The following is a 14,327-nucleotide window of genomic DNA, read 5'->3' as shown; positions in this document are numbered from 1 at the left end:
GCGTCCGGTCCGTGTGGCCGTACTGGCTGTACTGCTCTGAGCTGCGAGATCGAGGCTCGGTTTGCCTTCGGGGGTGATGGGTGCGTATGGTGGTAGATCGTTTGATCCCATTTGCCCGGCGCCACCGCAGAGCGCGCCGTGTGGCGCGTACTCTCCCTTGCCGTGGCGGACCGCATTGAGGCGGTCGTGAGCGAATCACGGAGTTGACGGGCGCGTGCCGAAGAGACTCCGGAAGGTTTCGCATTCGCATGTCCGTGTCCAGTACTGATCAGTTCGTCGTGTCCGAGAACGAGTTCGAGAACGACGACCTGGTGACCAAGGCCTCCGAAGAGGCCGCTGACACCACCGACACCACCACCGACACCACCCCCCAGACCACCTTCGCCGACCTCGGCCTCCCCGAGGGCGTCGTGCGCAAGCTCGCGCAGAACGGCGTGACCACCCCCTTCCCGATCCAGGCCGCGACCATCCCGGACGCCCTGGGCGGCAAGGACATCCTCGGCCGCGGCCGCACCGGTTCCGGCAAGACCCTCTCCTTCGGTCTGCCCACCCTGGCCACGCTGGCCGGCGGCCGCACCGAGAAGAAGCGGCCGCGTGCCGTCATCCTCACCCCCACGCGCGAGCTGGCGATGCAGGTCGCCGACGCGCTCCAGCCCTACGGCGACGTCCTCGGCCTGAAGATGAAGGTCGTCTGCGGCGGTACGTCCATGGGCAACCAGATCTACGCCCTGGAGCGCGGCGTCGACGTCCTCGTCGCCACCCCGGGTCGCCTCCGCGACATCATCAACCGCGGCGCCTGCTCCCTGGAGGACGTCCAGATCGCCGTCCTCGACGAGGCCGACCAGATGTCCGACCTGGGCTTCCTGCCCGAGGTCACCGAGCTGCTCGACCAGGTCCCGGCCGGCGGCCAGCGCATGCTCTTCTCCGCGACCATGGAGAACGAGATCCAGACCCTCGTCGAGCGCTACCTGAACGACCCCGTCTCCCACGAGGTGGACGCGGCCCAGGGCGCGGTCACGACGATGTCCCACCACATCCTCATCGTGAAGCCCAAGGACAAGGCGCCGGTCACCGCCGCGATCGCCTCCCGCAAGGGCCGCACGATCATCTTCGTCCGCACCCAGCTGGGCGCCGACCGCGTCGCCGAGCAGCTGCGCGACTCCGGCGTGAAGGCCGACGCGCTGCACGGCGGCATGACCCAGGGCGCCCGGACCCGGACCCTCGCCGACTTCAAGGACGGGTACGTCAACGTCCTCGTCGCCACCGACGTCGCCGCCCGCGGTATCCACGTCGACGGCATCGACCTGGTCCTCAACGTCGACCCGGCCGGTGACCACAAGGACTACCTGCACCGCGCGGGCCGCACCGCCCGGGCCGGCCGCACCGGCACCGTCGTGTCGCTCTCCCTCCCGCACCAGCGGCGCCAGATCTTCCGCCTGATGGAGGACGCGGGCGTCGACGCCGGGCGTCACATCATCAACTCCGGTACGGCCTTCGAGCCCGAGGTCGCCGAGATCACCGGCGCCCGTTCGATGACCGAGGTCCAGGCCGAGTCCGCGGGCAACGCGGCGCAGCAGGCCGAGCGTGAGGTCGCCCAGCTCACCAAGGAGCTGGAGCGGGCGCAGCGCCGGGCCGCCGAGCTGCGCGAGGAGGCCGACCGCCTGGTCGCCCGGGCCGCGCGCGAGCGCGGCGACGACCCGGGGGCCGCGGTCGCCGAGGCGCAGGCCGAGGCCGTGGTGGCCGCGGTGGCCGAGGAGACCGTGGCGGAGACGCAGCCGGAGGTTCCGGCGGCGCGCGACGCCCGGGACGGCCGGGACCGCGGGTTCGACCGCGACCGCCGTGACGACCGTGGTGGCCGTTCCTCCGACCGCGGCGACCGTCCGTTCAACCGTGACCGCGACCGCGGCTTCGAGCGTCGTGACGACCGTCGTGACGACCGTGGTGGCCGCCCCTTCGAGCGCCGCGAGAACCGCGACCGCGGTTTCGAGCGTCGTGACGACCGCCGTGACGACCGCGGCGGCCGCTCCTTCGACCGGGACCGCGACCGCACCGACCGTCCGTTCAGCCGCGACCGTCGTGACGACCGTGGCGGCGACCGCGGTGGCCGCTCCTTCGAGCGTCGTGACGACCGCCGTGACGACCGTGGGGGCCGCTCCTTCGAGCGCCGCGACGACCGGGGCGGCGACCGTGGTGGCCGTTCCTTCGACCGCGACCGTGACGACCGCGGTGGCCGTTCGTTCGAGCGCCGTGACGACCGTGGCGGCTTCCGCCGGGACGAGCGCGGGGGCCACCGTGGCAGCGACCGTCCGTTCAACCGCGACCGTCGCGACGACCGCCCCGGCTTCCGCAGCGGCGGCCACGACCGCCCCGGCCACGACCGCCCGTACGGCCGTCGTGACGACCACCGTGGTTCGTCCTCCGGCTCCTTCGGCCGCCGCGACGACAAGCCGCGCTGGAAGCGCAACGGCTGACGTCCTGTGACGGACGTCCTGTGACGGACGTCGAGTGACCAACGGCTGAGCGCCGCGCCCGCACCGGGACGCGGCGCTCAGCCGTTTCCGCGGGCGGCAGCCGACCCTGTTTCGGCCCCGTTCCAGGTTCTTTTCGGCCAAGCTGTGACGCATGTCACGACCGCGGCAGGGGAATCGCTGGGGGCATGACAGAAGACGCGATAGGCACATCGCCTTCCGGCGGCCTCTCCGACGAGGAGCGGCTGGCCCAGCTCGGCTACACCCAGGTCCTGGCCCGGCGCATGTCGGCGTTCTCGAACTACGCCGTCTCGTTCACGATCATCTCGGTCCTCTCCGGCTGTCTCACCCTCTACCTCTTCGGCATGATCACCGGCGGCCCCGCGGTGATCACCTGGGGCTGGGTGGCCGTAGGCCTGATGACCCTCTTCGTGGGCCTGTCGATGGCCGAGATCTGCTCCGCCTACCCCACCTCGGCGGGCCTGTACTTCTGGGCCCACCGGCTGGCCCCGCCCCGCTCGGCCGCGGCCTGGGCGTGGTTCACGGGCTGGTTCAACGTGCTCGGCCAGGTGGCGGTGACGGCGGGCATCGACTTCGGCGCCGCGTCCTTCCTGGGCGCCTACCTGAACCTCCAGTTCGACTTCACCGTCACCCCCGGCCGCACGATCCTCCTCTTCGCGGCGATCCTGGTCCTGCACGGCCTCCTCAACACCTTCGGCGTCCGCATCGTCGCGTTCCTGAACAGCGTGAGCGTGTGGTGGCACGTGGTCGGCGTCCTGGTGATCGTCGGCGCGCTGACCTTCGTACCCGACCACCACCAGTCGGTGTCCTTCGTCTTCACGAAGTTCGTGAACGAGACGGGCTGGAGCAGCGGCCCGTACGTCGTCCTCCTGGGCCTGCTGATGGCGCAGTACACCTTCACCGGTTACGACGCCTCGGCGCACATGACCGAGGAGACCCACGACGCGGCGACGGCGGGTCCCAAGGGCATCGTCCGCTCCATCTGGACGTCCTGGATCGCCGGCTTCGTCCTCCTGCTCGGCTTCACGTTCGCGATCCAGTCGTACGACAAGGAGCTGAAGTCGCCGACGGGCGCGCCCCCGGCGCAGATCCTCCTGGACGCGCTCGGCGCGACGACCGGCAAACTCCTCCTCCTGGTCGTGATCGGCGCCCAGCTCTTCTGCGGGATGGCGTCGGTGACGGCCAACAGCCGTATGATCTACGCCTTCTCGCGCGACGGGGCGCTGCCCTTCTCCCGCGTCTGGCACACCGTCAGCCCCCGTACCCGCACCCCCGTGGCGGCGGTCTGGCTGGCGGCCCTCGCCGCCCTCGCGCTGGGCCTCCCGTACCTGATCAACTACACGGCCTACGCCGCCGTGACGTCGATCGCGGTGATCGGCCTGTACGTGGCGTACGTGATCCCGACGCTGCTGCGGGTGCGCAAGGGCGACGCGTTCGAGCGAGGGCCCTGGCACCTGGGCCGCTGGTCGCTGGTGATCGGCGTGATCTCGGTGACGTGGGTCGTCGTCATCACCGTCCTCTTCATGCTCCCTCAGGTCTCCCCGGTCACCTGGGAGACCTTCAACTACGCCCCGGTCGCCGTCCTCGTGGTCCTCGGCTTCGCCGCGATCTGGTGGCAGGTCTCGGCCCGCCACTGGTTCCTCAGCCCGGACAGAGCGCGCCAGGAGGACACCGCCAAACTGGTCGATCTCTGACGCTCCGGCCCACTTCCGCCACCCGACGCGGCCGTGACCCCGATACCCGATCGGCGACACGGCTCCGTCCGGCTATGCTCGGGGAGGCAACATCGCCTGGGCCGTTAGCTCAATTGGCAGAGCAGTGGACTTTTAATCCATTGGTTGTGGGTTCGAGTCCCACACGGCCTACCGGTGGTGGCGGGGGACATGGGCCCCCGACCTGCTGGGCGGCGCCCGGCTCGGCTTCGGCCGGGCCGGGCGCCGCTTCGTTCCGAGCCCCCTCGGGCGCGGTCGGCACCCCAATTTAGTTGCAAACGATACTGTATCGAGTGAAGTACTCTGGGTTGATGGCCGCCGACGTTCCACACCCGACCGCCGCCTCGCGTGCGACTGACCGCCCCGGGGATGCCTCGCCCTTCGCGCTCGGCTTGTTGCTGCGCCGGGCGCACTGGCGCGCCGCTGCGGTGATGGGGGAGGCGCTCCGTCCGCTGGGCGTGGAGTTGCGGCACTTCGCCGTGCTGATCGAGCTGGTCAATCACGGGCCCACGGTGCAGCGGGACTTGGTGACGGCGACGGGGTCGGACAAAGCGGGCATCATGCGGGTCGTGGACGACCTGGAGCGCAAGGGCCTGGCCGTCCGCAAGGCCGTTCCGGGGGACCGGCGAGTACGAGCGGTGGAGATCACCCCGCAGGGGCTCGAACTGTTCGACGCGGCCCATGTGGCTGCGGCGCCGCTGGCTGAGCGGCTGGTCGCCGAGCTGGGGCCCGACGGCACAGAGCAGTTGACGACCCTGCTCACGCTGCTGGCCCATCCCACAGACGGCGAGGCGTAAGCCCGCCCGCCCACGGGTCGTCCGTCGCGACGGCACGCCCGGTCCTGCGCGGTTGGCGCAGTGAACCTCCGGCGTGGAGAGCTGCGGCCGTCGTCGCGACGCGCCCGCCGCCCTCGGCACAGGCTCCGAGGAACGGGCCGGCGAGCGCCTGGCTCGGGCGACCACTGGGACGTGCCGGAGTGCGAGATGTATCCGCCCGAACGGCGCTCTCCATACCGCGAGCGGCGATCCGCCTTCCTGCTGCTCCGCGCCGAAGGGTTGCACAGCCCGCAGATGGCCTGGGCGAAGTACCACAGGACCGTCGCGGAACTCCTGACACCCCCGGAAGGGGCTCATCCTCTTCTGCGGCATGTCGAACGGGTTCGAAGACGTCACGGCCGGCGAAGCCCGGACAGGCCGGGCGCCGCTCGACGAGACGGTCACGTTCGTCGACGGTCCCGGACTGATCGGGTCGCAGGTCGTCAAGGACCTGAACGCCGCCGGACACGAGGCGGTACCGCACTCGAAGTCCACCGGGGTGGACATCATCAGAGGCGAGGGCCTGGACGAGGCGGTGGCGGGAGCCGACGTCGTCGTCAACCTGACGAACTCCCCGACCCTCGACGACGCCTCCCTGGCCTTCTTCCAGACCTCGACGGACAACCTCCTGGCCGCGACCCACAACGGTGGCGTCGGCCACTTCGTCTCCGAGCCACGCAGTTCATGGAGTTCATGGAACCGGCGATGTCCTGGACCGCCGACGCGGACACCGTCCGGCTGCCCGCCACCCCCATCCAGCCCATCGCCGCGAAGGACGTGGCCGCCGCGGTGGCGGAGGTCGCTGCCGGCGCGCCGCTCAACGGCATCCGCGACATCGCCGGACCCGAGATCTTCCCCCTGGACGAGCCGGGCCGGATCACCCTGTCCCACAAGGGCGACCACCGCACCGTCGTCACCGACCCCACCGCCGGCATGTTCGCCGTCGTCAAGGCGACGTCCTCACCGACAAGAACGCCCACCTCGCCCCCACCCGATACACCGACTGGCTCTCCTGACACCCCGCCGCATCCTGCGCGGTCCCCGGTCCCCGGCCCCCGGTCCCCGGTCGGACGGAGGGCGGTGGACTGTAAGGGCTTGCTAAAGGTTCTTCCGGCGGAGGACTGCCGTACGTCCCCGTGGATACGCCGTGACGCGTCCGTGGAAGAGTCCGGGAGCAGGGAGGGTCGTTGGCGGCGTCGGGGAGGCGGGCGGTGCGGTTGCCGTGGTGGCCGCGGCATGCTTCCGGGCGCCGGTCGGTGCGGCCCCGGCGGCGGAACACGCCCGGCGTCGTGGTCTTCCTCGTGCTGATGGTCGACTCCGTGGTGACCGGGCTGTTCGTACCGCTGTCCATGCTCTACCTGGCGGCGAGTTCGGGCGCCTCGCTGGTGCGGGTGGGAACGCTGCTCAGCCTGGCCGGCCTGGTCTCCCTCCCGTTGCCGTTGTGGCTCGGACCGCTCGTGGACCGGCTCGGCCCCAAACCGGTGGTTCTCGGCGCGCAGTTGCTCCAGGCTGCCGGGTTCCTCGGGTACCTCGTGGTCCGCGACGACACCGGGATCCTCCTCGCCGCGATCGTCGCCTCGCTGGGCCAACGTGCCTTCTGGGCCTCTGCCTTCACCCTCGTCAGCAATCTGTCCGACCGAGACCCCGGCGGCCACCCCCGTGAGCGGTGGTTCGGCATCGCCGGATCGTTGCGCGCGGCGGGGTACGGCGTCGGGGCCGTCGTCGCGGGCGCCGCCCTGTCGGTGAAGTCGGGGCCGGTGTACCGGGGGGCGATCGGCGCCTGTGCCGCTCTGCTGCTGGTGGCCGCCGTGCTGCTGGAGCGAGAGGTGCCGAAGCAGGTCACCCTGCCGGTCCGGGCCGATCACGAAGCGCCGGGTGCCGTGGCCCCGGACGGCCGCCGCGGCTACCGGGCGCTGTGGGCCGACCGCCCCTATCTCGCGCTCGTGGGGCTGAACACGGCGTTCGCGTTGTGCAACGTCATGCTCAGCATCGCCTTCCCGCCGTTCGTCGAACGCCGGCTGCCCGAGGTGACCTGGGCGGTCGGTCCGCTCCTCGCGATGAACACGGTGGTCCAGGCCGTGCTCCAGACGACGGTCGTCCGGCTGATCCGGCCGCTGCCCCGGCACCGGTCACTGTGCCTGGCCGGAGTCCTGTGGGCGGCATGGGCGGGTCTGACGGCCGGGCCGCTCTGGCTGCCCCGGGTGCTGTGGGTCCCCTGCCTCACGGTTGCCGTGCTCTGTTACTCGGCGGCCCAGCTGGTGCACTCCCCGGTGTCCAACGCGCTGTCCGCCGACGCCGCGCCCGCCGGGATCCGCGGGCGTTACATAGCCGTCTTCCAGTACTCCTTCGCGATCGCCACGGTCGTCGCCCCGCTGCTGTTCTCGCTGTTGTTCGAGGTGTCGAGTGCGGCCCCCTGGGCCACCCTCGCGGCACTCGCCCTCCTGACGGTCCCCGGCATGCTGGTTCTCGCACCCCGCCTGCCCCGGTCCGCGCTCATGCCAGCCGGAGCCGACGGGTGGTCAGGACCCCCTGCGCCTGCTCAGCGCCGGGCGGAACGGCGCTGACCCCGGGGCTCGGCGCACCCGCGCGGCCCCTACTCCACTTCCTCCACGGCCTTCTCCCCGAAGCGCCAGGACCCTCGATTACCAAAGGCTTCCGCGTGCAGGCCCTCCTCGCGGGCGATCTGGGCCGCGCGTTGGTACGTCATGCCGGGATAACCGCCGGGAGAGACCTTTACGTACCCGCGGCGGTCAAACTCCCTGGCCCGTAGCACCTCACGGAGCCGCTGTTCCTGATCAGCGGACAGCACCTCGGTCGGCTTCCTCTTCCAGAACGGCACGGTGCCCTCCTCCTCGCCTCTGCGCCAGCGTAGGGCGGTCCATCCCACGGCAGCCAGGCATACAGCGACGGCACCGCCCGCGCCGAGCAGATCGCCCGACGAACTGGTCTGGCCGGGTGTCTGCGGAGCCAGTTTCCCGTCGGGATCTTCGACTACGGTGATGGTCTGCCCGACGTGGAAGCGGCGGCTGTCAGTCTTGAGTTCCGGTCCCGGAACGGTGATTCCGTCGCGCTGGGTCAGCTTGTAGTACCAGGTCTTGTCGCCGCGTGAGCCGGTTTCCAGCCGCTCCTTGAGGACGACGGCTTGGACGGTCCGCCCACGCTGCTGCAGCACCAGGTCGTCCCAGGCACCCGAACCGATGTAGTACGCCAGGCCCGTCAGGAGCAGGACGAACACTGTGGCCGAGCAGCCTGTTTCCGTGCCGCCGAGGCGAGCGAGGAGCAACAGCAGACCTACTGCGTAGATCACCCACAGCAGTGGTGTGAGTCCGATGGTGTGAGCGCCGACGACCACGCCGACCGTGCCGGCGAGCACGTAACATCCGGTGGCGGCGGCCAGCCACGCCTGGCTGGCAGTACTGCGGCGGCTGCTCTGCTGCGGGCTGTCCTGTGCGGCGGTGTCGCTCATGGGGTCCTGGTCTTCTCGCTCGTCTTCGTTCAGCCGGCGGTCGACTCGGCTGGGACGCCGCCCGGGTCGCCCTCGGGTTCGGTTGCTGAGATGGTGCGGAGTATCTCGGCCAGCACCTTGAGGTAGTTGTCCCATTGGTCGACATCCTCGGTGGAGAAGGCGAAGATCGCCGTGTGCGTGCCGGTGTGCAGCGGCACCGCGAGCTGGAGCTGGCGGAGCCTGGCCGTGTCGTCCTCGGCGATGTCGAACATTGCCCCCGGTACTGGGATCTCCCGTTCCAGGGCGCAGAGCGCGGCGGGGCCGTACGGCAGTATCACCCCGCCGACCTCGGCCTCGGGGTTCTCCGAGTGCCACTGGTCGGCGATGCTCTGGGCCACTCCGAGGCGTTCCGTGGAGCCGAGGTGCTTGATGAACACGGCGAGCATGCCCTGGGAGATTCCGCCGTCGTCACGCCGGTAGAGACAGGTGGACAGGTGGACGGCTCCGGCGTCGAGCATCGACTCGATCGTGTACTCGCTGGACAGGACCAGGCTCAGCTTCTGTTCCGGCGTCGCGTCGGGGAACATGGGGTCGATGGCGTCGGCCACGCGGAGCATGCGGTCTTCCGCTGAATCATCGAGCCGTATCTCGAAGAAGCCGGTCGGAAGCACGAACCACACGTCGGGCTCGTTCGATGCCACGGCGGATATGGATGCTGTTTCCGCTGGCATCAGCTTGTCTCCCACACGCCGAGGCCGATCGCACTGCCGATCGCAGCGAGTCCGCCGAACTTGCCGGACCCGGTACCTGCGGCGACGTTCCCGACGGTGGTGCCCCAGTTCGCCGCGTCAGCAGAGCCATCGCTGGGCTTGACGGCGGCGTAGGCTGTAGGAGCGGTCCACGCGAGCCCGGCGGCGGCCTGCACACCGTCCGAGATGCGTTGCGCGTTGACGACCGACGTTCCCAGCTTTGTGGCCACAGCCTCCACCGGCCTGCTGATCAGGGGCAACGCCGGGTCTACGGCCTTTGCTGCGAGGTTCACTTCCTTGGCACCGAGGGTGAGGCCCACCTTGATGCCCGCAGCGGTTCCCTCGACCCCGCGGGCGGCTCGTACGCCCACGGACGCGCCCTTGGCCACCGCGCCGAAGCCGGGGATGGCTCCGAGCGCGTCACCGCCGAGCGTGAGGTAATTGCCGATCTTGTCCTTCGACGGCGGCCACAGCCCGTCTTTGCCGTACTTGGCTCCGTGGGCTATCAGCGCGACCGCGCTCAGCGCGAATGCCACCGGAGCCAGGGCCGGGAAGAAGATGGCTGCCACGCCGACAACGGAGGCGGCGACGGTGATCCAGTCGGCATTGTCCTTGATCGTCTGGCCGATCTCGGAGAGCGCTCCGCCCATCTTGTCGCCGAGCTTGTCCCAGAAGCCGGGCTCGTCCGGGGCGAGGTCGCCGGCCTGCTTGAGGCGCCGGGCGACAGTCGCCCCTTCGGCCTCGAAATCTCCGTGCAGCCTGCGGGCCTGCGCGCGGTATGCCTCGACGGGATCTTCGCCGTCGGTAACCGTAGTGGCCGTCTTGCCGTCGGCCTTCGCCCCCTTGCCCGACGGCTCCCGCTTTGCCTGGTCTGCCTTCCGCTTGGCTGCGGCTGCCAGCTCCTCCAGGTGAGCTGCCTGTTTCTGATAGCGCATCATGGATCCGGCCCAGTCGTTGAGGGCCTTGCGTGCCTCCTCGAACGACGCGTATGCCTTCTCTACCTTGGGCCGGAAGTCGTCCGAGAGCAGCTCACGGAACGCGGTAGCCGTTTTACCGCGCCAGGCACCCTTGTCCGCGCCCCGCAGCACACGTACTGCCTCGTCGAGCGCGGTGGTCGCCATCCTGAGGGTGTTCACCACGTCCGTCACCGCCTCGTGGTCACCGGGGCAGGGCACGAATCCGAGCGTGGGAAAGTCGTCAACGGTCGGGGTGGTCACTTTTGTTTCGCCACCTTGCTGAGCTGCCTGGCCAGCTCGTCATCCTGACCGGCGAACTTCTCCTCAATTCTGTCCAGTGCTTTGACAGCCTTGCCCGAGAACTTCTTCAGCTGCTTGATGCCGTAGTGCCAGTCGTCGCCGAAGGACTCCATGCGCTTTTCCAACTCGGAGGCACCCATGGCCCGTACGTCGACGGATGCCATCGCCTTGGCCGGCCTGGTCAGCAATTGGTCTATGTGGGCGAGGTTCTTACGGACACGCCGCAGCATCGCGTTGTCTATGTAGAGATCACTCATCAGTCCCCCGACTTTCCGTTACCTGTTAACGGCCTGGATCTCCTGGACCACCACGTCCTGCTCGGCGCCGAACGTCCCGTCAGGCAGGTCTCGTTCTCCGTTCACGCCGGTGCCGGTCCAGTGGATCTTCCATGTGACCGTGGCCTGTAGTTTGTACGAGCTGTCACCGGAGGACCTGAGGTACTTCACACCGCACGGCGGGGACTGATCAGCCTTGCCTTTGGCGTAGGGCTCGCCGATCGAGCCGTCTTTGTTGATCTGGCACGCGCCGGACGCAGGGTATGTGAGCGCGTCGTCCGTTCCTGGAGTGATCTCCAAGGAGACCGGCTCGGCGGTGGTCGTCGCCTCGATACCGAGGACGGGCACTCGCGCGGTGACGGACACCGGCTTGAATTTCGCTGTGTCCAGCCATGCCCAGGTCGGCAGGTTCACCTTCGTGGTGCCCGCGGGTGCCAGCTTCACCGTCGTCGACGGGACGCGGATCTCCCCGTAGGCGAGCTGGGCGAGTATCTCAGGGGTGATCGCATGAGGGATGTCAGCAGGCGGCTGGTCACCCTTGTCGACCCAGAAGATCGGCTTGTCGCAGTTGAGTGAGCCCGGAGCGCCGATCTGGCTCTCGGGGATGTAGGAATCCCACCAGTAGCCTTTGCCGGCCTTGTCCTTGTTGAAGTCCTTGTACGGGTGCCCGTCGACGTAGTGGTCACGCTGTTGCGCATCCCATTCGTACCCCGTCGACTCGGCTTCCCAGATCGGCGTCAGATACTTCTCAAGCTGTTCGGGTGTGTATTTCGGCGCGTAGTAGCAGGGCGGTGGGGTCCATGAACCGGCGGCTGTCACGGCGCCCGCAGACTGACCCGAGCCGTTCTTCGAGCGGTCGAAGACGATCACACCGCTGGCCGACGAGGCAAGCCTGTCCCCGTCAGCCTTCCCCGATGTGTGAGTGCTCGGACCATTGTCCGTGCTGCCGCCCCAGCCCGTGTCCGCATACGCGGGGTTGGCAGTCGTCAGGGCCAGCACAGCGACCCCTGCCGGCAGGGCCAGGGCGGTCCGCTGGATCAGGGCTGGCACTTGGCGCTTCCTCGCTGCGAGACGATGCGTTCGGTGATCCAGATGCCGCTCTTGTTCTTGTGCAGGTTGCTGGCGTAGATGACGTAACTGTTCTTCGTCACGGGTGTGACGTCGGTCTTACCGGTCTTCAGGTATTTGTTGAACGCCTTGCTCTGGTCCTCGCAGTACACCACTGCTGCGGTGCCGTCGTCTTTGACGGTCACGCTTTCGTTGTAGTAGCGCGTGACGCCGGTCGTGCGAGCTTCGTGGTCCACGTATTCCTGAATGTACTTCTGGCTCCCGGCCGCTGCCGTGCCCTCGGAGTAGAAGCGATACGCCGGATCAAGCGGCTTCTGCTTCGCGATGGCCATGTCGACGGCTTTGATCCGCTGCTCGGCGTCACTCAGCACCGCGTCCTTGTCCGGGTTGCCCGTCTTGCTCCACTCGAACTCGTAGGAGACGTCCGACGGCAGGACGATCTTGGGACGGTCGGTAGTCGTCGAGGCCGGTGCCGAGGGCGTCCCCGACCTGTTGCTACCGACGTCCGCACCTGCGATCTTGCCGTTGTTCTCGGAACCGCCACCTCCGCCTCCGCATGCGGTGAGTAGCAGAGCCGCGGATGCGGTGAGCGCGGCTGTCACGAGCCGGGCGGGGCGGTTCACTGTGGGCTCCCGTCGAGGTGGGGGTAGCTGGAGCGAACCAACGTTATCCGTGAGGCTTGGTGACATACCAGCCAGATTCTCGTCAAGATCCAGTAAGCCCGGGAACGGTCGGAGATCCGCACGGCCCGGAACACCCTTCAGTGGCAGGCACGTTCGTCGCCCCGTCCCTCGACGTCCCGCCCGCCGACGCGCTCACGGACAGGAATCCGGCTTCCTCGGCTACCGGGTCGAAGTCCCGTGGAGGCGCCCCGGCGCTGCGGTTGCGAAGATCCCGCGATAGGTGCTGGGACCCGTCGCGGGGGTGACAGGGTCACAGTTGGGAGTGAGACATCGATCACCCGCATTCGTGGTCACCACCAGCGGGGTGCGGCCCGAACCGAATTCCCGGGGAGAGGGCTGTGTCTTCCCGACGCCGACGGGGCAGGCCGTGTGCGGCCCGGAGCTGGGGGAAGCTCTGCCACCAGGGCTCGCCGAGACGACTCTGGCCGCGCGTGGCGGCGATGACCGGAGCGCCGCCCAGGTCCTCGCGAACCGGTCCGGCCGGCCGGGTGTTCAGCCCGCGTTGAGTTCCGTCAGTTCCGCCAGGGGCAGGGTGTGCTGGGTGTGCAGGACCTTGGCGCGCAGGTAGCGGACGTTGTGGGCGGTGCTGAAGACGCCGGTCGGGACGCGGTCGCGGACGGTGATGCCGAGGGTGCGCAACTGCTCGGCCTTGTCGGGGTTGTTGGAGAGCAGGTCCAGCTCGCCGTGGCCGAGGGCCTGGAGCATCTGGGCGGCGGCGGTGTAGTCGCGGGCGTCCTCGGGCAGGCCGAGGGCGGCGTTCGCCTCGTAGGTGTCGAGGCCCTGGTCCTGGAGGGCGTACGCGTCGAGCTTGTTGTAGAGGCCGATGCCGCGGCCCTCCTGGCGCAGGTACAGCAGGACGCCGCCGCGCTCGGCGATGCGTTCGACGGCCTCGCGCAGCTGGGGTCCGCAGTCGCAGCGGGCCGAGCCGAAGACGTCGCCGGTGAGGCACTCGGAGTGCAGGCGGACCAGCGGGAGGGTGCCCGGTGCGGGCTCGCCCAGGACGACGGCGACGTGTTCCTGACCGTCGGTCAGGCCGTGGAAGGTGACGAGTTCGGCGTTGACGCTGTAGCCGTCGGTGAAGCGCAGCGGGACCCGGACGCGGGCGCGCTGGGTGGCGGCGGGGAAGTCGGTCATCGGGGTCTCCAGTGTCCGGGTGCAGGACGGCTGTCCCGTGCGGGACGCGTGCTCCTGCTTCAGATTTGAAGCAGATCCACGGCTGGAACCATACCCCATGCTTTAAATTTGAAGCAACAGGTTTCCGGGCGGCCCGCGAAATCGGGGTTCACGAACCGGAACACGGCGACGACGAGCGCCGCCGCCACGGCACCTCGTCGGAGGTCGGCCGCGGCTTCTCGTCCCCCTCCAGCGCCCGCGCGATCACGGAGCTGATCTCCTCCAGCTGCGTGACCTGCTCCTCGGAGAGGTGGTCGAACACCGCCGCGCGCACCGTCTCCACGTGCCCGGGCGCCGTGCGCTCCAGGGCCGCCATGCCCTTGTCCGTCAGGATCGCGAAACTGCTCCGCTTGTCCCACTGGCAGTCCTCGCGCCGGATCAGCCCGTCCTTCTCCAGCCGGGTCACGGCGTAGGTCAGCCGGCTTCGGGTGATCTTGGACCTGGCGGCGAGATCGGTCATCCGCAGCTTGCGCTCCGGTTCCTCGGAGAGGTTGGCCAGAATGCCGTAGTAGAGGTGCGGCATGCCGGCGTCCTGCTGGAGCTGGCGGTCGATCGCGTCCTCCAGGAGGTGGGTCGCCGCCATGAACGCGCGCCAGGCGCGCTGCTCCTTCGGCGTGAGCCAGCGAGTCGTCATGGGACCAGTGTAGGTTTGTTTCAAACTT

Annotated in this window: 12 protein-coding genes, 1 tRNA gene and 1 pseudogene; 6 read left to right on the top strand and 8 right to left on the bottom strand. The window is 69.1% G+C overall.

All coding sequences use genetic code 11. The annotated features are described in order from the left end of the window. The first annotated feature begins 248 nt into the window (after positions 1-248). From AB0G52_RS02535 to AB0G52_RS02510, 6 genes and pseudogenes are all read left to right on the top strand, one after another. A complete protein-coding gene (locus AB0G52_RS02535; protein WP_361333015.1) occupies positions 249-2,471 on the top strand; it encodes a DEAD/DEAH box helicase in 2,223 nt (740 codons plus the stop codon). Positions 2,472-2,656: 185 nt separating this feature from the next. Further along, positions 2,657-4,183, top strand: coding sequence for an amino acid permease (locus AB0G52_RS02530; RefSeq protein WP_361333012.1), 1,527 nt, complete (start codon positions 2,657-2,659; stop codon positions 4,181-4,183). Positions 4,184-4,281: 98 nt separating this feature from the next. Beyond that, positions 4,282-4,354, top strand: a tRNA-Lys gene (locus AB0G52_RS02525). Between the two features lie 158 nt (positions 4,355-4,512). Further along, positions 4,513-4,998, top strand: a complete 486-nt coding sequence (locus AB0G52_RS02520; RefSeq protein ID WP_132888196.1) for a MarR family transcriptional regulator — start codon at positions 4,513-4,515, stop codon at positions 4,996-4,998. A gap of 442 nt (positions 4,999-5,440) precedes the next feature. Further along, positions 5,441-6,032, top strand: a pseudogene (locus tag AB0G52_RS02515) (LysR family transcriptional regulator). A gap of 273 nt (positions 6,033-6,305) precedes the next feature. Further along, positions 6,306-7,580 carry an MFS transporter gene (locus tag AB0G52_RS02510; RefSeq protein ID WP_361333008.1) on the top strand — a complete coding sequence of 425 codons (1,275 nt, stop codon included), beginning with the start codon at positions 6,306-6,308 and terminating at the stop codon, positions 7,578-7,580. 29 nt (positions 7,581-7,609) lie between these two features. Here AB0G52_RS02510 and AB0G52_RS02505 read toward each other — a convergent pair whose 3' ends face one another. From AB0G52_RS02505 to AB0G52_RS02470, 8 genes are all read right to left on the bottom strand, one after another. After that, positions 7,610-8,482 (bottom strand): hypothetical protein, encoded by an 873-nt coding sequence (locus tag AB0G52_RS02505; protein WP_361333005.1) that lies wholly within the window; start codon positions 8,480-8,482, stop codon positions 7,610-7,612. 29 nt (positions 8,483-8,511) lie between these two features. Then, on the bottom strand, positions 8,512-9,162 hold the full coding sequence (locus tag AB0G52_RS02500) for a hypothetical protein (RefSeq protein WP_361333002.1): 651 nt from the start codon (positions 9,160-9,162) through the stop codon (positions 8,512-8,514). 29 nt (positions 9,163-9,191) lie between these two features. After that, complete coding sequence (locus tag AB0G52_RS02495) at positions 9,192-10,427, bottom strand: putative T7SS-secreted protein (RefSeq protein WP_361332999.1); 1,236 nt, start codon at positions 10,425-10,427, stop codon at positions 9,192-9,194. After that, positions 10,424-10,723, bottom strand: coding sequence for a hypothetical protein (locus tag AB0G52_RS02490; RefSeq protein WP_361332997.1), 300 nt, complete (start codon positions 10,721-10,723; stop codon positions 10,424-10,426). The genes AB0G52_RS02495 and AB0G52_RS02490 overlap by 4 nt, the downstream gene beginning before the upstream one ends. An 18-nt stretch (positions 10,724-10,741) precedes the next feature. Beyond that, the gene (locus AB0G52_RS02485; protein WP_361332994.1) at positions 10,742-11,791 is read right to left on the bottom strand and encodes a hypothetical protein; all 1,050 of its coding nucleotides are present in this window, start codon (positions 11,789-11,791) and stop codon (positions 10,742-10,744) included. Beyond that, positions 11,779-12,432 (bottom strand): hypothetical protein, encoded by a 654-nt coding sequence (locus tag AB0G52_RS02480; RefSeq protein WP_361332991.1) that lies wholly within the window; start codon positions 12,430-12,432, stop codon positions 11,779-11,781. The genes AB0G52_RS02485 and AB0G52_RS02480 overlap by 13 nt, the downstream gene beginning before the upstream one ends. A gap of 552 nt (positions 12,433-12,984) precedes the next feature. Then, the gene (gene ribA / locus AB0G52_RS02475; protein ID WP_132888189.1) at positions 12,985-13,626 is read right to left on the bottom strand and encodes a GTP cyclohydrolase II; all 642 of its coding nucleotides are present in this window, start codon (positions 13,624-13,626) and stop codon (positions 12,985-12,987) included. Positions 13,627-13,774: 148 nt separating this feature from the next. Continuing rightward, complete coding sequence (locus AB0G52_RS02470) at positions 13,775-14,299, bottom strand: MarR family transcriptional regulator (RefSeq protein ID WP_361332988.1); 525 nt, start codon at positions 14,297-14,299, stop codon at positions 13,775-13,777. Between the last annotated feature and the right edge of the window lie 28 nt (positions 14,300-14,327).

It is taken from the genome of Streptomyces sp. NPDC021562 (assembly GCF_040640875.1).
Lineage (GTDB): Bacteria > Actinomycetota > Actinomycetes > Streptomycetales > Streptomycetaceae > Streptomyces.
Note: the sequence above shows the minus strand (reverse complement) of the source record. Positions and strands in the feature narration are given on the sequence as shown.